General features: G+C 60.7%; 17 protein-coding genes and 1 tRNA gene. 9 read left to right on the top strand and 9 right to left on the bottom strand.

Translation table 11 applies throughout. From position 1 onward, the window contains the following. Positions 1 to 22: 22 nt before the first annotated feature. The 3 genes from IM764_RS01935 (at position 23) to IM764_RS01925 (ending at position 3,452) form a co-directional block, all read left to right on the top strand. A complete protein-coding gene (locus IM764_RS01935) occupies positions 23 to 1,180 on the top strand; it encodes a CE1758 family FMN-dependent luciferase-like monooxygenase (protein WP_099299103.1) in 1,158 nt (385 codons plus the stop codon). Between the two features lie 7 nt (positions 1,181 to 1,187). Next, positions 1,188 to 1,856, top strand: a complete 669-nt coding sequence (locus IM764_RS01930) for a CE1759 family FMN reductase (RefSeq protein ID WP_099299104.1) — start codon at positions 1,188 to 1,190, stop codon at positions 1,854 to 1,856. Positions 1,857 to 2,024: 168 nt separating this feature from the next. Further along, positions 2,025 to 3,452 carry a lamin tail domain-containing protein gene (locus IM764_RS01925; RefSeq protein WP_099299105.1) on the top strand — a complete coding sequence of 476 codons (1,428 nt, stop codon included), beginning with the start codon at positions 2,025 to 2,027 and terminating at the stop codon, positions 3,450 to 3,452. Positions 3,453 to 3,510: 58 nt separating this feature from the next. Here the strand turns inward: IM764_RS01925 and IM764_RS01920 are convergent. From IM764_RS01920 to IM764_RS01900, 5 genes are all read right to left on the bottom strand, one after another. Next, positions 3,511 to 3,583: transfer RNA gene (locus tag IM764_RS01920), tRNA-Arg, on the bottom strand. Positions 3,584 to 3,803: 220 nt separating this feature from the next. Next, positions 3,804 to 4,097 (bottom strand): hypothetical protein, encoded by a 294-nt coding sequence (locus IM764_RS01915; protein ID WP_099299106.1) that lies wholly within the window; start codon positions 4,095 to 4,097, stop codon positions 3,804 to 3,806. 189 nt (positions 4,098 to 4,286) lie between these two features. After that, positions 4,287 to 5,123 carry a GDSL-type esterase/lipase family protein gene (locus IM764_RS01910; RefSeq protein ID WP_194186673.1) on the bottom strand — a complete coding sequence of 279 codons (837 nt, stop codon included), beginning with the start codon at positions 5,121 to 5,123 and terminating at the stop codon, positions 4,287 to 4,289. 327 nt (positions 5,124 to 5,450) lie between these two features. After that, positions 5,451 to 7,067 carry a cation acetate symporter gene (locus tag IM764_RS01905; protein WP_194186672.1) on the bottom strand — a complete coding sequence of 539 codons (1,617 nt, stop codon included), beginning with the start codon at positions 7,065 to 7,067 and terminating at the stop codon, positions 5,451 to 5,453. Between the two features lie 11 nt (positions 7,068 to 7,078). After that, positions 7,079 to 7,468, bottom strand: coding sequence for a DUF485 domain-containing protein (locus tag IM764_RS01900; protein WP_194186671.1), 390 nt, complete (start codon positions 7,466 to 7,468; stop codon positions 7,079 to 7,081). A 444-nt stretch (positions 7,469 to 7,912) separates the two neighbouring features. On the opposite strand from IM764_RS01900, the gene bioB reads away from it, so the two are divergent. Further along, positions 7,913 to 8,938 carry a biotin synthase BioB gene (gene bioB / locus IM764_RS01895; RefSeq protein WP_288801490.1) on the top strand — a complete coding sequence of 342 codons (1,026 nt, stop codon included), beginning with the start codon at positions 7,913 to 7,915 and terminating at the stop codon, positions 8,936 to 8,938. A gap of 275 nt (positions 8,939 to 9,213) precedes the next feature. Here bioB and IM764_RS01890 read toward each other — a convergent pair whose 3' ends face one another. The 3 genes from IM764_RS01890 to IM764_RS01880 all read right to left on the bottom strand — a co-directional run bounded on the left by IM764_RS01890 (position 9,214) and on the right by IM764_RS01880 (position 11,534). Continuing rightward, on the bottom strand, positions 9,214 to 9,840 hold the full coding sequence (locus IM764_RS01890; RefSeq protein WP_194186670.1) for a dihydrofolate reductase: 627 nt from the start codon (positions 9,838 to 9,840) through the stop codon (positions 9,214 to 9,216). After that, the gene (locus IM764_RS01885) at positions 9,840 to 10,634 is read right to left on the bottom strand and encodes a thymidylate synthase (RefSeq protein ID WP_194186729.1); all 795 of its coding nucleotides are present in this window, start codon (positions 10,632 to 10,634) and stop codon (positions 9,840 to 9,842) included. Before IM764_RS01885 ends, IM764_RS01890 begins: the two co-directional genes overlap by 1 nt. A gap of 135 nt (positions 10,635 to 10,769) precedes the next feature. After that, the gene (locus tag IM764_RS01880) at positions 10,770 to 11,534 is read right to left on the bottom strand and encodes a 3'(2'),5'-bisphosphate nucleotidase CysQ (RefSeq protein WP_194186669.1); all 765 of its coding nucleotides are present in this window, start codon (positions 11,532 to 11,534) and stop codon (positions 10,770 to 10,772) included. Positions 11,535 to 11,568: 34 nt separating this feature from the next. Here IM764_RS01880 and IM764_RS01875 point away from each other — a divergent pair, with 34 nt between their 5' ends. The 4 genes from IM764_RS01875 (at position 11,569) to IM764_RS01865 (ending at position 18,338) form a co-directional block, all read left to right on the top strand. Then, a complete protein-coding gene (locus IM764_RS01875) occupies positions 11,569 to 16,485 on the top strand; it encodes a DEAD/DEAH box helicase (RefSeq protein WP_194186668.1) in 4,917 nt (1,638 codons plus the stop codon). A 30-nt stretch (positions 16,486 to 16,515) separates the two neighbouring features. Continuing rightward, entirely contained in the window at positions 16,516 to 17,400 is an 885-nt protein-coding gene (locus IM764_RS01870; RefSeq protein ID WP_194186667.1) for an Fpg/Nei family DNA glycosylase, read from the top strand. A gap of 155 nt (positions 17,401 to 17,555) precedes the next feature. Beyond that, entirely contained in the window at positions 17,556 to 17,687 is a 132-nt protein-coding gene (locus IM764_RS10440; RefSeq protein ID WP_255510423.1) for a hypothetical protein, read from the top strand. Positions 17,688 to 17,711: 24 nt separating this feature from the next. Then, positions 17,712 to 18,338 (top strand): hypothetical protein, encoded by a 627-nt coding sequence (locus IM764_RS01865; protein WP_194186666.1) that lies wholly within the window; start codon positions 17,712 to 17,714, stop codon positions 18,336 to 18,338. A gap of 134 nt (positions 18,339 to 18,472) precedes the next feature. Here IM764_RS01865 and pgi read toward each other — a convergent pair whose 3' ends face one another. Further along, complete coding sequence (pgi, locus tag IM764_RS01860; protein ID WP_370551507.1) at positions 18,473 to 20,164, bottom strand: glucose-6-phosphate isomerase; 1,692 nt, start codon at positions 20,162 to 20,164, stop codon at positions 18,473 to 18,475. A 158-nt stretch (positions 20,165 to 20,322) separates the two neighbouring features. Between pgi and IM764_RS01855 the strand changes: the two genes are divergently transcribed. Continuing rightward, positions 20,323 to 21,834 carry an NAD-dependent succinate-semialdehyde dehydrogenase gene (locus IM764_RS01855; protein WP_099299115.1) on the top strand — a complete coding sequence of 504 codons (1,512 nt, stop codon included), beginning with the start codon at positions 20,323 to 20,325 and terminating at the stop codon, positions 21,832 to 21,834. The last annotated feature ends 58 nt before the right edge of the window (positions 21,835 to 21,892 follow it).

Below are 21,892 nucleotides of genomic sequence, written 5' to 3'. Positions count from 1 at the left end.
TATTTGGGTGCATAATGAAGTCATGCAGTTCGGAATCTTTACAATCGGAGACGTAACCACCAACCCCGTGACCGGAGAAACTCCTTCGGAACACGAACGAATCATGGCCACAGTAGAAATCGCCAAGAAAGCCGAGGAAGTCGGCCTCGACGTATTCGCAACGGGCCAGCACCACAACCCGCCCTTTGTGGCCCCCGCTAACCCGCCGATCCTCATGGCACATTTAGTGGCGCAGACGGAAAAGCTGCAGTTTTCCACTGCGACCACGCTTATTACCACCACTGACCCCGTGCGTATCGCCGAGGATTACGCCTACGCACAGCACCTTTCCGGAGGGCGCGTTGACCTCATGATGGGCCGCGGAAATACCGGCGCGGTCTACCCGTGGTTCGGCAAGGATATCCGCAAAGGGATCCCGCTAGCCGTCGAGAATTACCATCTGCTGCGTCGTTTATGGCGCGAAGAATCCGTGAATTGGCAAGGCGAGTTCCGCACTCCGCTACACCAGTTCACCTCTGCTCCGCGTCCGTTGGACGGAACCCCGCCCTTCGTATGGCATGGATCGATTCGCTCCCCGGAGGTTGCGGAACAGGCAGCGTTTTATGGCGACGGATTCTTCCATAACCACATCTTCTGGAACGTCGAGCACACCGAACAGATGGTCAACCTCTACCGCCAGCGCTTCGAGCACTACGGCCACGGCTCCGGTGACCAGGCGATCGTGGGACTCGGCGGGCAGTTCTTTGCCGCGAATTCCGAGGCCGAGGCCAAGAAGTACTTCCGTCCGTTCTTCGACAATGCCCCCGTGTATGGCCACGGCCCGTCCTTGGAGGAGTTCAGCGAAATGACTCCGCTGACTGTGGGCACGCCAGAGCAGATCGCCGAGCGCTACGTGGGCTATGCCGATCGAGTGGGCGACTACCAGCGTCAGCTGTTCCTGCTGGACCACGCGGGCCTGCCACTTGATGTGGTGCTGGAGCAGGTGGAGATCCTGGGCAAGGAGATCGTCCCCATCATGCGCAAGGAGATGGATCTGCGCCGCCCATCGCATGTGCCAAGCGATCCGCCAACCCATGCCTCTCTGGTGGCCGCTGGTCCGGATAGCCCGCACCACCTGGTGCAACCTGCTCGCATCCCAGAGCAGGCCGAGCAGACCAACGACTCTGTTTTCGAGGAGTGACGCAACGATGAAGAATCTAGTGGTTCTCACGGCCGGACTGTCTAACCCGTCCACCACACGTCTGCTGGCGGATCAGATTTCCGCCGCGGTGCGCTCTCAGGTCGGCAAGCGTGGGGAAGGCCTGGAAGTGGAGTTCGTAGAGATTCGCGAATACGCCCAGGACTTGGCCAATTTCATGACCTCGCACGTGCCGAGCGCACACTTGCAGGCGGCGCAGGAAAAGATTTCGGCCGCCGATGCGTTGGTCGCGGTGACCCCCGTGTTCTCGGCCAGCTATTCGGGTTTGTTCAAGATGTTTATCGACGCCCTTTCGCCCGACTCGCTCAATGGCATGCCCGTGCTCATCGCGGCCACCGCTGGCACCGCGCGCCATCAGTTGGTGCTTGATTTCGCGATGCGCCCGCTATTCACTTATCTGCGCGCCACCGTGATGCCGACCGGCGTGTTCGCTGCGACCGAGGACCTTGGCGGCGGAGACGGCGGCCAAGGCATGGTTCCGCGCGTGGAGCGGGCAGCGTCCGAGCTGGCGGGATACATCGTGCGCACCGAAGGCGAAGTGGCTGGTTTGGGGCCTGCGGAATATCGCGGCGGTGCGTTGAAGCGGGACGCGGGTACACGCGTGCAGTCCGGAGGGCTGGACTTTGCCTCCATGCTGAAGGGGCACACGGGCGAATAAACGTTTCGGTCCTGCTTCCCGGGGGAGGGCAGGACTGCGACAGGATAAGGAGGGCAGGGCGCGAGTGTGGTGGGTTCTTTCTGAATTCACCTTGTGGCTAATGAGGGTTAACTGAGCCTGGATAGCTTGAGAAGGTCGTTTTCAGGAAAACTTAGGAATGGGAAGCCCATGTCTCGTCGTACCTTCACTGCTGCACTGACGGCAGCTGTCGCCGTTACCGCTTTCGCTGTGCCTGCTCAGGCTCAGGATGCAATTCCTGCCGGTAACCAGGTTGTGATCAACGAGGTGGAATCCAACGGCGATTCTGTTGGTGACTGGGTCGAACTGGCAAACACCAACCCTAACGAAACTTTGGATATCAGTGGTTGGAGCATCGTGGATAACGATCCTGACCACGAGCGCATCGTTTTCCCAGAAGGCACAACCATCGAGTCCGGTGGCTACTACAGCCTGTACACCGATATCGACAATGGCTTTGGGCTCGGCGGCAATGACTCGGTGAGCTTGTTCAATCAGGCTGGGGAACTGGTCGACGAAACCACGTGGGACGGTCACGCAGCAACCACCTGGGGCCGTGTTCCGGACATGACCGGTGAATTCGCGGTCACGGGTGAGCCAACGCGCGATCAAAAGAACGCAGGCGCAGGAGACTCTGAGGATATTGCCACCGAGCCGTGGCCGTTCGATCCGCAAGAGATTCAGAACCTGGACTTGGGGGAAGAGTTCCAGGTAGAGGACATGTCTGGCGTCGACTTTGATGACAACGGACGCGCATGGATCGTGAACAACGGCGAGAGTCGTTTGTTCGTCTTGGACTACAAGGACGGCGAGTACACCCTGGCCGGTTCGTGGGACTTGAAGTACGCCGACGGATCCGGCTTGCCTGATACCGAAGGAATCACGGCGACCGGAGACGGCCTGTACGTCTCCACCGAGCGCAACAATGCGGACAAGTCCGTTTCCCACCCCTCGGTGTTGCGTTTCGATTACCCCACGGAGACTAGCGAGACGCTGTCCGCAACCTCCGAGTGGAACTTGGCTGAATTCTTGCCGGAGAACCTGGGTGCCAACGCTGGCCTAGAGGCCATCGAGGCTGTTCCAGGCGGTTTCGCAGGAGGCGTAGAAGGAACGGGCGAGGTTTTGTTCGTTGACCTTTCCGGAGATCAGCCACAACTGGTGCAGAGCTACCAGTCGCCATTTACCGGCGTGATGGCACTGGATTACAGCGGTTCCCAGTTGCGCGTGATGTGCGACGAAGCATGTGAGGGAGCCTCGATCGTGTTGGAGAAGGGGACTGAGTGGGCACCAGTTACGGGGATCCAGGCGCGTCCAGCGGCCATGGAAAACTTCGCCAATGAGGGCTATGCGTCCTTCAGCGACGAGTGCACCACTCGCTTCCTCTGGGCAGATGACGCAGGTGCCAATGGCACGTCGCTGCGCGCCGCTTCCTCCACGGACGCAGATTGTGGTGTGGATGAACAGCAGCCCGGCGTATTTGGAAGCTCCCGTGAGAGCTTCCTCGTGTGGGCCGGAGCAATTCTCTCTGTCATCGGTGGAGCGGCACTGTTCGGATGGATCGCATCGAACTGGCGCTAGCCGGTGGAGCTGGCCAGGTGGATAATCTGGCTAGGTAAGCGCCAACAAAGAGTAGATGTGCCCCAGGCAGGAATCGAACCTGCGACACCCGCTTTAGGAGAGCGGTGCTCTATCCACTGAGCTACTAGGGCAAAAGTGCAGAACATCGAACAAGCGATGAAAAGCACTTCCAGCAGTCTACTAGGTGGCGGGGTTCACCAGAAAACAACTACCCGTCAGAGCCGGAGTTGTGCGCGAATGATCGCGTGATGCTCAACGATCCCCCGGAAGTGCCACCGAGTTTGGAAACCTGCAGGTCGGGAAACAGGGTGTGGCACTTCCGGGGGATCATTGTGCAGATGAGGCGGTTAGCTAGACGCAGGCTTGTGTGTTGAGCATGCTGCAGACGCTGGATCCGGGGATGAGGGAGATGGCATTAACAGCGAGGAATGCCACCAAGAAGAACGGTGCGACGACCCAAGACAACGGCCCCGTCAGCATGAAGGGGTTGAAGTTGGAGCTGTTGATGTTGACTTCATCCGCAGCGTAAGTGGTGGTTACCGGGGCTGTAGAACTGGTAGCCGCGGACGCTGCGGGAGTTACTGCGCCGATAGTGAGAGCGGCTGCGGTGGCGATGGACACGATAGAAGCGGAGACACGTTTCATGTGAGACACTTTACCTTTTGGTCGGCTATGTATTAGCGCGCCCAGAGATGACGGAGTTTTAGCCCCAAACGAAGAGTGCCCCAAACGGAAACCTTCAACGGAGATGCTCCAACGGAAAGTCCTCCAAACGCAAAGTGCCCCTGCAATTTATTTCGCAGGGGCACTAGCGGAGGAAGAAGGCCAGAACGCTTACTTCTGAGCCGCGTTGGTAGCTAGGGCGCGCAGACCAGCGTTGGTCATGTGCACAATCAGATTGTGAGGCTGAGGGCTGGTGTCCACCGCGCCCATGATCCAGCGCTGGTTCGCAGGAGCGCAGATATCGTGGCCCTGGCTGATTGCCTTGGAATCCACGAAGGTCGCGCCCGCGCGGTTTGCAGCATTGATGCCCGCACGCTGCAGGATGTTCTCGGAATCGCGCACAGCCGGGATAGCGCCCAGGGGCATGGTGTTATCGCCCAAGTTGATAACACACACATCGCCATTAGGTGCGGAGATCTGGCTGTAGCCAACCAACTTCACACGCGCGTTAGGAGCCAGACGGTGCGCATGGTTGATGGTTTTGGCAAAGCCGTTAGTGAGATCGGTCTCGATCTGGTTTAGAGGCACCTTGTTGAGGATGTGCGGGTAGGTGTCATTGGCACCAGCCATGATCACAACCTCACTGGTGGAAGCATTCAGCTTGCCAGCTGCCGCAGCGTGATTGAGCTGAGTGGTGACCAACTCGCCACCAGAGCGGACGGAAGCGCCGGCACACGTGTAATCGAATGTTTGTTTGCCTGCAGCCTGGCCATAAGCGCTTGGCATCTGTCCATCGGAACCGCATCCGTTGGCGTTCACGTGCGTGCCGGGAAGCGGAGAGCCCGTCTTGCCTGCAAGGTAGCTCAACGGCGTGGGGTTGGAGGGGATGGAATCTCCGACAAACACTGTTGTTCCGCCAGGAGCAGCCGTGGCTGCAGGAGCAGCGACAGCCAGGGGAGCGATAGCCGCGATGGCGGCGATGGCCAGGTGGGAGATCTTGCGCTTCATGATTGACTACCGTTTCCGTCGTCTAAGGGTTGCTCTTACTGAAAACCGCAGGTGGGTAGACGGTGCACACCTGCGAAAATCAATCAAACTCAATGAGTCATTTCTTAACCGAAACTTACCTTACGTTAAGTCTCCGGCTTTTGGTACACTTTGTACATCTCGCTGCAAGGTAGTGGCGTTACCGAAAGTTTCCAAATCGCCATCAGTAGCCCTTCCATACGAGAAACCGTGCGGGGCGTTTGAAAATCGGCCCGCACGGTGGCGTCGAACAAAAAACTGTTAGCCTGCAACCAGGCCCCACCAAGGAGATCCTAGTTGGGAAACGAACTAGTGGTCCACGGCAGCTTCCACGCCCACACCAGTCAGGGAGCGAACTTCCATCTCCGCCTGGAGATCATCGAAGTTGTCCGGCTTGCCGATGTAGGTGCCCACGATGCCAGCCAAGAAGCCCAGCGGAATGGTAATCAAGCCCGGGTTGGACAGCGGGAAGATCGCGAAGTCCGCGTTCGGCAGCATGGAGGTCTCGGCACCGGAAACAGCGGGGGATAGGAGGATGAGGATCAGAGCGGAGAGCAGGCCGACCCACAGGGAACATACGGCGCCCGTGGTGTTGAAGCGCTTCCAGTACAGGGAGTACAGGATGGTCGGCACGTTCGCGGAGGCCGCGATACAGAATGCCAGGGACACCAGGAAGGCCACGTTCTGCCCCATCGCGCCAATGCCCAGGACGATTGCGACCAGGCCGATGATGACCACGGTGATGCGAGAAACGCGCACCTGCTCTTCTTCTGTAGCCTCGCCGTTGCGCAGCACGGAGTTATAGAAATCGTGCGCCACGGAAGCAGAAGCCGTAATAGCTAGGCCTGCCACCACCGCCAGCACGGTGGCGAAGGCGACCGCAGAAATCAGCGCCATGAAGATGGGTCCTGCCAGCTCCAACGCGAGCAGCGGCGCCGCAGCGTTAGCGCCACCTGGAGCGTTCTTGATGGTCTCTGGGCCCACCCACGCAGCAGCTGCGTAGCCCAGGAACAGGGTCAGGAGGTAGAAGCCACCGATGAGCACGATGGCCCAGGTCACGGACTTACGAGCTTCCTTAGCGGTAGGCACCGTGTAGAAGCGCATCAGTACGTGTGGCAGACCGGCAACGCCGAGGGCCAAGGAAAGACCCAGCGCGATGAAGTCCAGCTTTGAGGTGTCGGACTCGGCGTACTTCATGCCTGGTTCGAGGATGGCCTCATTGCCACCGTGGGCCTGCACGGCCTCGGTGAGCAACTGGGAGAAGTTACCCTTCACTGCTACGAAGATGATGATCGTCATGATGATCACGCCGCCGATGAGCAGCACGGCCTTGATCATCTGCACGTAGGTGGTGCCCTTCATGCCGCCGATCAGCACGTAGGCGATCATGATGATGCCCACGATGGCCACGACGATAGCCTGGCCCGACTTCTCGTGAATGTCCAGCAGCACGGAGACCAACGAGCCGGCACCGGCCATCTGTGCCACCAGGTAGAACAGGGACACGAAAAGGGTGGCGAATGCTGCCGCCACACGCACGGGGCGCTGCTTAAGTCGGAAAGACAGCACATCCGCCATGGTGAATTTTCCGGTGTTACGCAGTGGTTCGGCGACCAACAGCAAGGCGATCAGCCAGGCAACGAAGAAGCCGATGGAGTAGAGGAAGCCGTCGTAGCCGGTCAGAGCGATGGCGCCCACGATGCCCAGGAAGGACGCAGCGGAGAGGTAGTCGCCCGCGATGGCCAGGCCGTTTTGTGTACCGGAGAAGGACGCACCGCCGGTGTAGAACTCCGATGCGGACTTCTGCGGCTTGCGGCTCACGCGGGTCACGATGGTCATGGTGACCACGATGAATGCCACGAACACCGAGATGTTGAGGATAGGGTTGCCGCCCGTTGATTCAGCGGCGAGGTAATGCAGATTCACGAGTTACTCCTTTATGCCCGCGCCGTGGGGTCGGTCGGCTGGTCGTTCGTGGCTGGGGGCAGGCCCTCGAGCTTTTCGCGCAGGGCGCGTGAGCGGGGTTCGAGTTCCTTGTCTGCGAACTTCACGTAGATCCAGGTGATGGCGAACGTGGTGACGAACTGCAGGAAGCCAAAGGCAATGCCGAGGTTGATGTTGCCGAAGAGCTTGATGCCGAAAAAGCCTGGGGTGTACATGGCCGTGAAGATGTAGATGACAAACCAGACCACGCCGGCGATCGCCAGCGGGAATGTCATGCCGCGCTGCTTGGACCGTAGTTCCTGGAACTCGGGGCTGCGTTGCGCCGCCTTGAATTCTTCAGGAGTGGGGGTGTGCCGCTGCACTGAATGTAAAGGCTGGCTCAACGGTCTCTCCCTTTCTCTTTGTTGGTGTTCTGTTGAAACTGCGGGCGTCCGTGTGTGGACGGTTTCCCGTGAAGATCGTCACAGGCAAGCTGTGATTGCGATTCAACCTACAGAGCAAAACCATTTTATTTTCTAAAGTGAATTAATTGCTCGCGGTTGGCAGGGGTGAGCTGCGGTGGCGTTTGCGGCCTTGAGCTGCAGTTATGAATTTTTTGCAGTCTAGAGGGGAGGGGTGATGCGTTGTGAAGATCGTGGGAGCAGGCTGAGAATTTTCCCACTCTTTATGTATGCGTTCATGTTCTTTTTGTTATCGACGCCAAGCTCGCGGGCTATCGGGGGTGTGGATTCGTACTCACCCGAGGCGATTCTTGCGAAATTGTACTGCGTTCAATTATGGGCACTAAAGTGGAATTGAACACCATTCAATAGACGAAAGATCCCCGCGTGACTCCTTCTTCCTCCTACCTCATCCCCGCAGATCGCCTGCTGCAGATCGCTCAAGATAAAGTCCTCGGTCGCGGAGAGGGGCTCAACTTCCACGAGACCCTCTCCGCGCTGTCCTTAGACGAAGACCACCTAGACGACCTCCTCGAGCTCGCCCACAAAGTGCGGTTGAAGTGGTGCGGAGATGCCGTGGAAGTGGAAGGGATTATTAGCCTGCAGACCGGCGGGTGCCCGGAAGACTGTCACTTCTGTGCCCAATCCGGACTCTTTGAATCCCCTGTCCGCGCCGTGACGCTGGACATCGCCTACTTAGTGGAAGCCGCCAAACAGACGGCCAAGACGGGTGCCACGGAGTTCTGTATCGTCGCTGCGGTCAAAGGCCCGGATGAAAACCTGATGCAGCAGATCGAGGCAGCTGTGGAGGCTATTCGTGCAGAGGTGGATATTCACGTGGCAGCGTCGGTCGGAATCCTGACCCAACAGCAAACCGACCGGCTCAAGGCGGCCGGGATCCACCGCTACAACCACAACCTGGAAACCGCACGCAGCTACTTCCCCGAGGTAGTGACTACCCACACGTGGGAGGAGCGCATCGCCACGCTGCAGCAGGTGGCCGCAGCTGGCATGGAGGTCTGCTGTGGCGGAATCGTGGGCATGGGAGAAAGCCTGGCGCAGCGCGCGGAATTCGCGATGGACCTGCAGGAGCTCAACCCCACCGAGGTACCGCTGAACTTCTTCGATCCGCGCCCTGGCACACCGTTTGCGGACATCGAACCGATGGAGGCAAAACAAGCGCTGCAAACGATCGCTGCATTTCGCCTGGCTCTGCCACGCACCATCCTGCGCTTTGCGGGAGGCAGGGAACTGACGATGGGAGACTTCGGGGCGGAGCGCGGGATGCTTGGTGGCATCAACGCGATCATTGTCGGCAACTACTTGACCACGCTGGGGCGGCCTGCCGAACGAGATATCGACATGCTCGGCAAACTGCAACTGCCCATCAAGGCACTCAATGCCTCGATGTGAGCACAGCGAGGCCAGTGGGCCCGCCCGTTTCGATGTCTACTCCGGCAAGGCGCTCAGCGAGGACGGGCAAGACAGCAGGGGAGCGGTAAAAGCCTCTCGGGGCGCGCTGGCAGGGTTGGAACCACCGCGGTTTTGCGCCCACTGTGGCCGGAGAATGCAGGTCCAAGTTCACCCGATGGGATGGACTGCAACCTGCTCGCGGCATGGCCACTTCAGTAGCGAGGACCTGCCGGACGGGCCACTGTAGCGCTCGGGTTTGTACGGGGTAGCGCGCACTACTTCTTCCGCGTCCACTCCACGATGCGATAGCGCAACGGCTGGTCATCGTCTACGGCGTGACCTTTGGCAGAGGCATTCCACTCGGTTGCGGTGGACTCGAAAATATCCCCGGGGATGCTTGGTGCCTTGACCTGGAACCGCTCCGGGGCGTGCATCTCGATCTCCGTGATGACAATGCGATCCGCCACGTCCATGCACTGCTGGTACACAGTTCCGCCGCCGAGGATCCACACGGTATTGCTCAGCTCATCCGCGGAGTGCTCTTCCATCCAATCGGCCGCAGCACCGATAGCTGTAGACAGCGAGGTGTACACGTGGCCGCCCGGTGCGTCATAGTCCGCGTTGCTGGTCACCACGAAGTTTTCCCGCTTGGGCAGCGGACGGTAGGCATCGCCCAGCGCCTCCCAAGACGTCCGCCCCATCACCACGGCGTAGCCCTCGGTGGACTGCTTAAAGTGCTGCAGATCCTCCGGCAGATACCACGGCATATCGTCGCCATCGCCGATTACGAGGTCGGTGGTCTGCGCCCAGATCATCGCCACTTCCACGCCCTCATCGAGCCGTTCGTGCAGCTCCGCGAGGGTGAGGTTCGGGTAGTCCTTGGCTGGTTGTGCGTCGGCCATTAGACGGCCACCTTTCCCTTGATTACAGGATGTGGGTCGTACCCAACGAAGTTCACGTCGGAGAAGTCATAGCCGAACAGATCTGCGGCCTTGTTTAATTCCAGCTGTGGGTACGGGCGTGCCTCGCGGCTGAGCTGCAGGCGAACTTGCTCCTGGTGGTTGTCGTAGATGTGGCAATCGCCGCCGGTCCAAATGAATTCGCCCACTTCCAGACCTGCCTGCTGCGCAAACATGTGCGTGAGCAGCGAGTAACTGGCGATGTTGAATGGCACGCCTAGGAACATGTCCGCGCTGCGCTGGTAGAGCTGGCAGCTGAGCTTGCCATCGGCCACGTAAAACTGGAACAGCAGGTGGCACGGTGGCAGAGCCATGTTGGAGATCTCGCCGACGTTCCAGGCAGAGACGATGTTGCGCCGGGAATCAGGATTATTGCGCAGCATGTCCAAAGACTGGGAAATTTGGTCGATGTGCCGACCATCGGGGGTGGGCCAGGAGCGCCACTGCACGCCGTAGACCGGGCCGAGTTCGCCGTCCTGATCCGCCCATTCGTTCCAAATGCGGATCCCGTTATCCTGCAGCCACTTGACGTTGGAATCGCCGCGGAGGAACCACAGCAGCTCGCCCACCACGGACTTCACGTGAACCTTTTTGGTGGTCAGAAGAGGGAAAGAATCCGCGAGGTTGTAACGGATCTGGCGGCCGAACAGGCTGGTAGTGCCGGTTCCCGTTCGGTCGCCGCGGTGGGCGCCAGATTCCAAAATCTCTCGCAGCAAATCCTCGTACGGGGTGGGGATGGGTGCGCCCGTGGCCTGTGGTTCTGAGTCCTTGATATCCGCCGTCAACCTCTAACTCCCTAAAACTTATTCCCGGTGGTGATCAGTGTGCCTACAGCCTAGTAGTCAGGGCCTCCGGACCACACAAGGCCTGCTCTAACCTGCGAAGTCGCCGTGCTCTTCTTCGAATTTTGCCGCTGCCACGAGGATGTCGTGGGAGATGTTGGGGCGGCATATCAGCAGATCCGGCATGTAGGGAGACTCGTTGTTGTAGGTGATCGCTGAGCCATCGAGGCGGCTGGTGTGCAGGCCTGCGGCTATGGCGATGCCTACGGGCGCGGCGTTGTCCCACTCGTACTGGCCACCAGCGTGGATGTAGGCATCGTTGTCACCCAAGATCACGGACACTGCCTTGGCTCCGCAGCTGCCCATGGTCACCAACTCCATGCCGAGCGCATCGGCGATGTACTGGCCGATCTTTGGAGGAGAGTTTCGGCTGACCACCAAACGGTTGGTTGCCGGGCCATCGACAGCCTTGACCTCGGCGGTGTGAAAGGACTTGCCCAGGTCTGGGATACCCACGGCGGCGTGGGTGATCTTGCCGTCCTCGGCCAAGGCGATGTGTACAGCCCAATCCTGGCGCCCCGAGGCGTACTCCCGGGTTCCGTCCAGGGGATCGATGATCCACACGCGCTTTTTGCCCAAGCGATCTGGGGTATCAGTGGCTTCTTCGGAGAGCATGCCATCGTCTGGACGATGCAATTCCAGGCAGCGGGCGATCCAGTCCTGTGCCTGCGCATCGCCGGCTGCCCCCAAGTTGGAATCGCGTAGGAGGCCTACGTTTCGTACTCCTTTGAGAATTTCTCCGGTGCCTTGCGCAAGGCGCAGCGCCAAGGTTTCATCATTGAGATCAGCCGTCATAGCACCGATTTTAGCTGTCTGTTTAGATAGGCACATGCCCTGCGAACCCCTAGACAAATTTCATGCCCCCGTATCGGCGTGGTTTAGGGATGTGTTTACGGAACCGACTGTGGTGCAAAACCAAGCGTGGGACGCCATTTCCGAAGGCAACAATGCGCTGGTTGTAGCGCCGACCGGCTCAGGAAAGACCTTGGCCGCGTTCCTCTGGTCACTGTCTGAACTCACTAAACAATCCCTGCTCACGGACACAGCGCAGTCCGGAACGCGTGTGTTGTACGTTTCGCCGCTGAAGGCATTGGGGGTTGACGTCGACCGAAACTTGGCCGCACCGCTGGCAGGCATCGCCCGCACTGCCTCGGCAATGGGGGAGACGGTGGCGCCGGTACGGGTGGGTGTACGCAGCGGTGATACCCCATCCAACGAGCGGGCCAAGATGCTTCGCAACCCACCGGAGATTCTGATTACCACGCCGGAATCGCTCTACCTCATGCTGACGTCCAAGGCAGCGGGGACTCTTCGTGGAGTGGAGACCGTCATCGTGGACGAAGTGCACGCCGTGGCGGGAACCAAGCGGGGAACGCACTTGGCTCTCAGCTTGGAACGGTTGGAGATGGTCACGGGCGCGCCGGTGCAACGCATTGGGCTCTCTGCGACGGTCAATCCGATCGATACCGTGGCCAGCTTCCTCGGCGGTGACCGACCGGTAACGGTGGTGAATCCGAAGATCATGAAGTCCTGGGACGTGCACGTTCGCTCCGTGGTGGAGGATTTCCAAGATCCACCCGTATACGAAGACGTTGCTGCAGCGCGCTACGAAAACGCAGACGAGGAGTTCGGGGAATCCGAGGAAGAGTCGCTCATCGATGAGGCGTTGGTGGGCCCGTCGCTGATGGGCGAGGGGCTGGGTGGAAACACCCAAGTGGGATCCGGCGCCCGCGTGGCCAGCGGCGTGGACAAAGAATCCGCCCTGCCGCAGCAAAAGAGTGTGTGGCCGCACGTGCAGCGGTCGGTCTACGAGCAGGTGATGAACAACCGCTCCACGCTGGTGTTCGTCAACTCGCGCCGCAGCGCTGAACGCCTCACGGGCGCGTTGAATGAGGAGTGGGCCAAGGAGAATGACCCAGACGCGCTGGCCACCCCCACCCGGCGTGATCCTGCTCAGCTCATGGCGCAATCCACGGCTGTCCGCGGGGTGGAACCCATCATCGCTCGCGCGCACCACGGGTCAGTTTCCAAGGACGAACGCGCAGACATTGAAGAGGCGCTCAAGGCAGGGCACCTCAAGTGCGTGGTGGCCACCAGCTCGCTGGAGCTGGGCATCGACATGGGTTTGGTGGATCACGTGATCCAGGTGGGCGCGCCACCGTCCGTGTCTGCGGCGATTCAACGCTGTGGCCGCGCTGGGCATACCGTCGGCGCTACCAGCGCGGCGACCATCTATCCGCTGCACAAGCAGGATGCAGAGGCCGCCACGGTGATTGTGGATCGGCTGCTCAAAGGAGACCTGGAGCCGCTGCACGTGGTGACCAATGCGTTGGATGTGCTGGCCCAGCAGACGGTGGCAGCATCTGTGCAGGCGGCCACCTTGCCTCCGTTGAACAGTGCGGATTTAGATAGCGCAACGGTACAAGACAGCGCTGAAGAATCCGCACATTCTGCCGAACTGGACGTGGAACAGTGGTGGCGGATTGTTCGTCGCGCGCACCCCTTCGCAGCTTTGCCGCGCGAGGCTTTCGACGCCGTGGTGGAGCTCATCAGCGGGCACTACCCATCCACTGACTTCGCAGACCTGAAGGCACGCGTGGTCTACGACCCCACAGAAGGAACCCTTATAGCACGGCCCGGTACCCAGCGCATCGCCGTGACCAGCGGCGGAACCATCCCCGACCGCGGAATGTTTGGCGTGTTCCTTGCCGCCGGATCAGAAACCGGCGCGCGGAGAGTCGGCGAGTTGGATGAGGAAATGGTCTACGAATCCCGCGTCGGGGACGTGTTCACGCTAGGTGCGTCCAGCTGGAGGGTGCTGGAGATCACCCGTGATCAGGTCATCGTGGCACCCGCCGCCGGCCATACCGGCCGTCTTCCGTTTTGGACCGGCGACGCAGAGGGCCGGCCAGTCGAACTAGGAAAAGCGATCGGCGAGCATCGGCGAAGCTGGGGTAAGCAGACGTTGGAAGACCTCCGCGGAGTGGACTTCATCTGCCCAAACACCAGAAGTAACCTCGATGCCTTCTACTCTGATCAACGCGAAACCGCGGGCATCGTCCCAGATGAGAAAACCCTGCTCATCGAGCGCTTCCGCGACGAGATCGGGGACTGGCGCGTGGTGGTGCACACGCCGTTCGGCAGGGGAGTCAACGCCCCGTGGGCCATGGCACTATCCGCTCAGCTGCAAAGAGATACAGGCATCGACGCGATGGCCGTGGCCGGGGATGATGGAATGGTCCTACGTTTGCCGTACTCCGAGGAACCGCCGGGGTTGGAATTGCTCTTGGCGTCGGAAAAACAACAACAAGGACCCCGCAACGACGGTGAGGTGGCGGATCACATCGTGGCTGATGTGATGGACAATGTGGGCTCATCAGCACTGTTCGCGGGCCGATTCCGCGAGTGTGCCGCGCGCGCTCTGCTGCTGCCACGGCGCACACCCGGCAAGCGGCAACCGCTGTGGCAACAGCGGCAACGGGCCGCGCAGCTATTGGACGTGGCGCGCAACCATCCGGAGTTTCCCGTGATGGTGGAGACGATGCGCGAGTGCCTGCACGATGTGTATGACCTGGACTCATTACGCGCGGTGATTCGCGGGGTGGAAACGCGCGGCGGGGCGGAAGCCATCAAGGTCGCCGAAGTCACCACGGAAGCACCCAGTGCGTTCGCTGAATCCTTGCTGTTCACGTACACCAGCGCGTTCATGTACGAAGGGGACTCGGCGGAGCGGGCGGCGGCGCTGGCCGTGGATCCGGCGCTTCTGGCCAAGGTGCTGGGGACCTCGGGCGAGGGCTTGCTGCTGGATCCCAAGGTCATCGACTCCGTGGTCAGTGGTGCACAGTGGCTGGCGGAGGGGCGCCGAGCAGTGCACGTAGAGCAAGTGGTGGACATGCTGCGCATGTTGGGGCCGCTGACTGCAGAGCAGATTGTGGACAGGCGTGAGGTGCCCATTGATCCGGAAGCGCGCACGGCAGATCCGCTGGCCGATGTACGCGCGCTGATTCCGCAACGGATCGCGGAGGTGAACTTCGGCGGCGGGCGAAAGCTGGCCGTGGTGGAGGACTTGCCGCTGTTGCGCGACGGGCTAGGTGTGCCTGTGCCTCCCGGTTCGCCCGCGGATCCGAAGCAGGTGCCAGATGCGATGGACCAGCTGATCCTGCGATGGGCGAGGAATCGTGGCCCGTTCACCGCAGCCGAGGCGGCCGCGGAGTTCGGCTTGGGCGTGGCGACCTCGGAGATGCTGCTGCGCCGTTGGGTGGATCAGCGCCGCTTGGAATCCGGCACGTTTGTGCTGGCAGAAGGGGTGAAAGCGGAGGAGGCTCCCACGCAGTTTTTGGACGTGGGCATGCTACGCAGGTTGCGCTCGGCCACCCTGGCCGCAGCTCGTGGCGCTTTGGAACCCGTGAGCCGCCAGACGTATGCCACGTTCTTGCAGGCCTGGCACGGCGTGGGTGAATCGGAGCGCGAGGATCTGCTCAGCGTGATTGAGCAGCTGGCAGGCATTCCGCTTCCGGCCAGCGCGTGGGAGACGGTGGTGCTGCCTTCGCGTATCCCGAACTACCGTCCGGAAGATTTGGACGAGCTGCTGAGCACTGGCGAAGTGCTGGCCGTGGGCGCAGGTTCGGTGGGGAGCAATGACCCGCTGGTGACACTGCTGCCCGCGGAGTTGGCTCCCGTGTTGCTGGATCCCGCCGAGCAGGGCGCCGTGACCAACCTGGTGGCCGAGCAGATTCTGACGCACGTCAGTCACGGTGGTGCCTTCCTAGCCAGCGAGTTGGCACAGGTCACCGGGGCCGATCACGCGGATGTGGATGCGGCGATGTGGGAATTGTTCGACGCCGCCCTGCTCACCCCGGACTCCTTCGCGGCCATTAGGCGCCGCCTTGTCGAGGCGGGGTCCGGAGGCAAGTCCGCGCACCGTGCTCCCCGCAGAGACCGAGGTCGCGGCTCCCAAAGGCGACTCCGCATGGGCCGCACCTCCTTCGCGCAGGCAGCGAAGAGTGAGCAGGCCCGCGCGCGCCGGGCAGCGCTAAACGCTCATGCCTCGGTGCCCGGACGATGGGCGGCGCTGCCTCTCAGCGAGGCCACTGCCGCCGATCGTGCCGTGGCCAAGGGTGAGGCCTGGCTGGATCGCTATGGCGTGGTGACCAGGGGATCCATCGTCGCGGAGAAATCCGCGGGCGGCTTCGCGGAGGCGTATCGCACGTTGTCTGCCTGGGAAGATTCCGGCGTGGTGCTGCGCGGCTACGTGGTGGAGGGACTCGGCGGAGCGCAGTTCGCGCCCCGCGGAGTGATCACGCAGCTGCGGCGCATGGAGGACGGTACCGTTGCCGCCGCCCCGCCCGTCCACTCCGTGTTGCTTGCCGCTGCAGACCCAGCCAATCCCTTCGGCGCCGCGTTGCCGTGGCCGGAGCTGGATGAGGGAGTGCACACGCCACACCGCGGCGCGGGCGCGCTGGTGATTCTGCGTGGCGGCAAGCCTTTGGCTCACTTGACCCGCGGCGCGCGCAATCTAACCGTGCTGGGGGACAAGCAGGCTACGAGCTTTGGTGACGAGGAGACGAGTGTGGCGTCGAACATTATTTCCCACATCGTGGATGCCCTCACGGCGGCGGTGCGGTCCGGAAGGCTGGCGCCGGTGGTGATGGAACGCATCGACGGCCACGGCGTGATGGAGACCGATACCCGAGCATGGACGGCCGCCGGTGCCCGCCTGACTCCCAAGGGGCTGAGTATCAAGTGATCCTGACCTGTGGAAAGGGGAGGCGAGATCATGCCTGAGGGCGATTCCGTCCTGCAGCTATCCAACCGCCTGCAGTGGATGACCGGACGCACAGTGACCCACACGGACATCCGCGTGCCTCGCTTCGCCACGCAGTCCCTGACCGGACAACCGGTCCACCGCGTGTGGCCCTACGGCAAGCACCTGTTCATGCACATCGGCGAGACGGTGGTGCACACACACCTGAAAATGGAGGGCGTGTGGGCCATCCACGCTGCGGGTACGCGGTGGCGTCGGCCAGGGTTCACTGCGCGCATCGTGCTGCGTTTTAGCCCGCAGCACCCGGGTGGGCAGGACATTGAGATCGTCGGTCATTCGTTAGGGTTCGTGCGTCTTCTTCCTGAGTCGTCTTACGACGCCACGATTGAACATTTAGGGCCAGACATCCTAGATCCCCAGTGGCCCCAATCCGGGCATGATCCCAGGTGGGGAGGGATATCCGGGCGTGATGAGGCCGTGCGCAGGATCATGCAGCGGCCGGAGCGCAGCCTCGGGGCGGCGTTGCTGGATCAGAAGAACGTGGCTGGAATTGGCAACGAGTACCGTGCGGAGATCATGTTCCTGTTGGGCTGGCACCCGGCTGTGCCCGTGGGGCAGGTGGGTGCCCGGGGCGTGGAGAAGGCAATTGATCTGTCGCGGCGCGTGATGTGGGAAAACCGCTTAGAGACCCACCGCATATTCACTGGCGATAAGCGGCCAGGAATGGGCAACTACGTCTTCGGGCGGGCCAGCAAAGCGTGCCGCAGGTGCGGGGAGGCGATCGAGAAGTCCTCGCTGGGCGGCCGCTTTGCAGGCGGTGATCCGGATGTTGATGGCGGCGAGCTGGAGCGGATCATCTGGTGGTGCCCGAACTGCCAAGAGTTGGAGCTGGGGTAGGCGGCCGAAACGCCGCGTACCTCCAGCGTTGAACGAGCTGGAGTTTTTCTGTGAGCCATTCACAGGTTTAAAGAAGCATGACGGGCGCTTTGAGGTACGGACCGGAGTAAAATTTCGCGGTGGAATGAACGTTATTTTGCTTCCGCACCATCCACATGACCGGTACCCAGCAGTACTGCAAGTCCAACGGAACCTGGTCCACCTCGACCTTCTGGTCTGCACTGAACCCAGTGAAGAACGAAGTTCAGGTTCGCTTGTACGACAACCCAGCTGATTCCAACAAGTAACTCGCAACAGAAGGAAAGATCATCATGACTCTTCGCAAGATCTCGTTCCGCAGCGGCTTGGCAGCAACTCTGCTGGGCGCAACCGTCTTCACCGCTGCTCCAGCTATCGCCGCTCCTACCGCGGAAACTCCAGCTCAGGCCGATGAAACCCAGGGAAATGAAACCCAGGGCAAGGACGTCCTCGATCTCAAGCCTGAGATCCGCGTGGCAGCAGGTAAGGTTCCCGGCTATGCAGGTCTCGTGTCCATCTCCGCGACCAATGTGGGCAACACCACCTACTACCAGGAATTCCCTCTGACCACTTTCCGTATTGAGGTCAAGACCGCTGAGGGACCTAAGGGCGTGGATCGCCTGATCACCCCAGGTTGGTTCAATGGCGCGTACACCCGCGACCTCGGCTTTGACCGCGCGACCTCCACCCGTACCTTTGAGACCACCCTGTCTAACCCCATCCGTGAGGGCGACGGCAAGCTCATCGCCAACTTGAACTTCGGTGATGGCAAGACTGACCGTGGCCGTTTGGTCAACTACATCAAGGTCACTCAGGTGGGACGCCCAGAGGCTGATACCTCCACGCATAATGATCAGAACGTCGATTCCCGCGATGTCACCCTGACTGACGGCGGCCGCCCGAACGCTGGCCTGTTTTGATTCTCTCCTTCATGGGTCCTGGTGGGTTCGTGATGGGAAAATCCCGGTTGCTTCCTCGTTTCTGGAAGCAACCGGGATTTGTTGTTTTTTCCCGACGCCAACCTTCTCCCAGTCAGCGCCTCCGGCCCAGCTGCCTACTTCTCCCGCAGGCTGCGGTAGTAGGTGATCAATGCATCTGTGGAGGAATCCCCGGCATCGCTGCTTTCCTTACCTTCCACGGAGGCGAGCAGTTCATTGGCCTGCTTCTTGCCCAGCTCTACGCCCCACTGGTCGAAGCTGTTGATGCCCCACACCACGCCTTGGACAAACGTGATGTGCTCGTACAGAGCGATCAGTGCGCCGAGGATACGCGGACGGAGCTTCTCCGCGAGGATCGTGGTGGATGGGCGGTTGCCGGGCATGACCTTATGCGGAATCAGCTTTTCATCCACGCCCTCTTCGCGCAGCTCTTCGGCAGTTTTGCCGAAGGCCAGTACGCGGGTCTGCGCGAAGAAGTTGCTCATCAGCATGTCGTGCATGCTGGTCTCTCCATCAGCAGCCTTCTTATCATCGTGGCTATTGATGAAGCCGATGAAATCCGTGGGGATCAAGTGCGTTCCTTGGTGCAGGAGCTGGAAGAAAGCGTGCTGGCCGTTGGTGCCGGCCTCGCCCCAGTAGATTTCACCGGTGTTCAGATCCACTTCGCTACCGTCGAGACGAACACTCTTGCCATTGGATTCCATGGTCAGCTGCTGCAAGTAGGCAGGGAAGCGGTGCAAATCTTGGTTGTATGGCAACACTGCGTGCGATTGCGCGCCAAAGAAGTTGGTGTACCAAACACCCAGCAGACCCATGATGACGGGAACGTTCATTTCCAGTGGCTCGGTGCGGAAGTGGTCATCCACCGCGTGGAAGCCTTCCAAGAATTCCATGAAGTCCTGTGGGCCGATGGCCGCCATGAGGGATAGGCCGATGGCGGAGTCCACGGAGTAACGTCCGCCAACCCAGTCCCAGAAGCCAAACATGTTGCGGGGATCGATGCCGAACTCGCGCACCTTCTCCTCGTTGGTGGAGACAGCCACGAAGTGCTTCTCGGTGATCGCCTGGATGTCTTCCTCGGACTCGGTGGCGATGCCTTCCTGAGACAGCTTCTTGAGCAACCAACGCTTAGCGGCGTGAGCGTTCGCCAGGGTTTCAGACGTGGTGAAGGACTTGGAGGCCACCACAAACAGCGTCGATTCAGCGTCGAGTCCATCGAGGGTGCCCGCGACATCGTTGGGGTCAATGTTGGAAATGAAGTGCGGGATAATCCCTGCCGTGAGGTACGGACGCAGTGCGCGGGCGGCCATGCATGGACCCAGGTCTGAGCCACCGATGCCGATGTTGACCACGTTCTTGATGGTGTGGTTGCTAATGCCGCGCCATGCGCCGGAGCGCAGGGAGCGGGCGATATCGCGCATGCGCCCCAGCACGTCGTGCACGTCCGCGGCGATGTCCTGCCCATCGACGCTGAACTCATGCTCGGCGGGGATGCGTAAAGCCGTGTGCAAGGCAGCGCGATCCTCGGTGACATTGACGTGCTCGCCGTTGAACAGTGCCTGGCGGTATTCCTCGATGCCCATATCGCGGGCGACATCAGTCAGCGTCCGCAGAGCGTTATCGTCGATGAGGTTCTTGGACAGATCGACGCGCAGCGGGCCGACATCGTAGGTCATATCCGCCGCGCGCCCCGGCTGATCAGCGAAGAGCTCACGAAGCGTGGTGGCGCGGAGCTGTGCGGCATGCTTTTCCAAAGTAGCCCAGTCTCGAGTATTGGTTACTGAGCTGGAGTTCACTGGAACGTTCACGGTCTATCCTCCTGGCGCACCACGGACGGGTCGGCTGTTTTTGTGACCTCGTCCCCGGATCGCCTGTGCATTGTTGTCAAGCGGCTAGGGATGTTCTCCGCTCTAGGCTAGTGAAATAATTCTGCACACGTTGGGAAGTCGGTGGCAGAGTGGGGCGTATGACTAATCAACAACTCACCACCACCATTTCCGCAGCGGATCGCGAGATCACGGTACCGACCGGTCTCTTCCTCGGCGGAGAATTCGTCACGGCAAGCAATAAGGACACGCTCAGCGTGGTGGATGCCGCCACCGGCGCAGAGTTCGTGGACATCCAGAGCGCCACGGAAGACGATGCCCGTCGCGCGATGGATATCGCCGCAGATGCGCAAAAGGAATGGGCTAAGTCCACCCCCATGCAGCGCAGCGAGATTCTCTACAAGATCTTCCAGCTCATCACGGACAACACCGAAGACTTGGCGCTGCTGCAATCCAAGGAGCTCGGACGCGCATTGCCTGATTCCACCGGCGAGGTGGCCTACGGCGCAGAGTTCTTCCGCTGGTTCTCCCAGCAGGCCATGGCGATCAGCGGTGAATACCGCACCGCTCCCAAGGGCGATAGCCGCGTCGTGACGCACCACGTGCCGGTGGGCCCAGTGCTCGCCATCACCCCGTGGAACTTCCCGCTGGCGATGATCGCCCGCAAGGTGGCTCCAGCGCTGGCCGCTGGCTGCGTGTCCATCGTCAAGCCTGCGCAGATGACTCCGCTAACCGCCCTGTACCTGGGCAATCTCATGCGCGAGGCTGGAGTTCCAGAAGGCGTGGTGCAGATCCTGCCCACCTCATCTGCCAGCAATGTCTCCGCCATCCTGGATGACGATCGCCTACGTAAGTTCACATTCACTGGCTCCACTGAGGTGGGCCAGGAGTTGGCGGCGAAAGCAATGAAAAAGACGATGCGCGTGTCCCTGGAACTGGGAGGAAACGCACCGTTCGTAGCACTAGAAAGCGCGGATCTAGACAAGGCAGTGGACGCGGCCGTGACGGCGAAGATGCGTGGCGCTGGTCAGGTGTGCATCGCGGCCAACCGCTTCATCGTCCATGACTCGCTGGCCAAGGATTTCACCGCGGCCGTGGTCAAGAAGGTCGAGGAGATGAAGATCGGCCCAGGCACGCAAGAGGACGTACAGGTCGGCGCGATGGTTAGCGAGAAGGAGCGCGACAAGGTTCGCGATCTGGTCGCCAACGCTGTCCAAGAAGGCGCCACGGTTGAGTTGGGTGGTGTGGAAGCGCTGGAGAAGTTCCCGGAAACGCACCCGGAGCTGGATCAGAACGGTTTCTGGTTCCCACCGACAGTGCTGACGAACGTCTCTCCGGATTCGGAGATTGCCAACACGGAGATCTTCGGTCCCGTCTTCGCTATCCAGACCTTCAGCACCACCGACAAGGCACTGCGCGTGGCCAATGACACCCCATTTGGCTTGGCCGGTTACGTCTGCGGTGAGAACCTCGCCGAGACCTTGTCCTTCGCGGAATCCATGGAGTGCGGCATGGTTGCGGTCAATCGTGGTCTTCTTTCCGACGCCGCCGCTCCCTTTGGTGGTGTCAAAAGCTCTGGTATTGGCCGTGAAGGCGGATTCGAGGGGCTGGGGGAGTACCTCGAGACTCAGTACATTTCCGTGGAGGGCTAGTAGCCACCGTTTCAGGTAAGGTTTTTAATTGACTTATCAACTATATCTCGCTGTGGGA

Origin of the sequence: Corynebacterium sp. ED61 (assembly GCF_015233855.1) — a bacterium.
Lineage (GTDB): Bacteria > Actinomycetota > Actinomycetes > Mycobacteriales > Mycobacteriaceae > Corynebacterium > Corynebacterium dentalis.
The sequence above is the reverse complement of the archived record's forward strand: the minus strand, read 5'-3'. Positions and strand labels throughout refer to the sequence as shown.

Excerpts from the sequence above, each read along its gene's own strand:
- IM764_RS01910 (WP_194186673.1), bottom strand. The coding sequence starts at position 5,123 with ATGAAGCGCAAGATCTCCCACCTGGCCATCGCCGCCATCGCGGCTATC.
- IM764_RS01930 (WP_099299104.1), top strand. The coding sequence starts at position 1,188 with ATGAAGAATCTAGTGGTTCTCACGGCCGGACTGTCTAACCCGTCCACC.
- IM764_RS01890 (WP_194186670.1), bottom strand. The coding sequence starts at position 9,840 with ATGGCCGACGCACAACCAGCCAAGGACTACCCGAACCTCACCCTCGCG.
- IM764_RS01855 (WP_099299115.1), top strand. The coding sequence starts at position 20,323 with ATGACTAATCAACAACTCACCACCACCATTTCCGCAGCGGATCGCGAG.
- IM764_RS01915 (WP_099299106.1), bottom strand. The coding sequence starts at position 4,097 with ATGAAACGTGTCTCCGCTTCTATCGTGTCCATCGCCACCGCAGCCGCT.
- IM764_RS01875 (WP_194186668.1), top strand. The coding sequence starts at position 11,569 with ATGCCCTGCGAACCCCTAGACAAATTTCATGCCCCCGTATCGGCGTGG.
- IM764_RS01935 (WP_099299103.1), top strand. The coding sequence starts at position 23 with ATGCAGTTCGGAATCTTTACAATCGGAGACGTAACCACCAACCCCGTG.
- IM764_RS01925 (WP_099299105.1), top strand. The coding sequence starts at position 2,025 with ATGTCTCGTCGTACCTTCACTGCTGCACTGACGGCAGCTGTCGCCGTT.
- IM764_RS01865 (WP_194186666.1), top strand. The coding sequence starts at position 17,712 with ATGACTCTTCGCAAGATCTCGTTCCGCAGCGGCTTGGCAGCAACTCTG.
- IM764_RS10440 (WP_255510423.1), top strand. The coding sequence starts at position 17,556 with ATGACCGGTACCCAGCAGTACTGCAAGTCCAACGGAACCTGGTCCACC.
- IM764_RS01880 (WP_194186669.1), bottom strand. The coding sequence starts at position 11,534 with ATGACGGCTGATCTCAATGATGAAACCTTGGCGCTGCGCCTTGCGCAA.
- IM764_RS01870 (WP_194186667.1), top strand. The coding sequence starts at position 16,516 with ATGCCTGAGGGCGATTCCGTCCTGCAGCTATCCAACCGCCTGCAGTGG.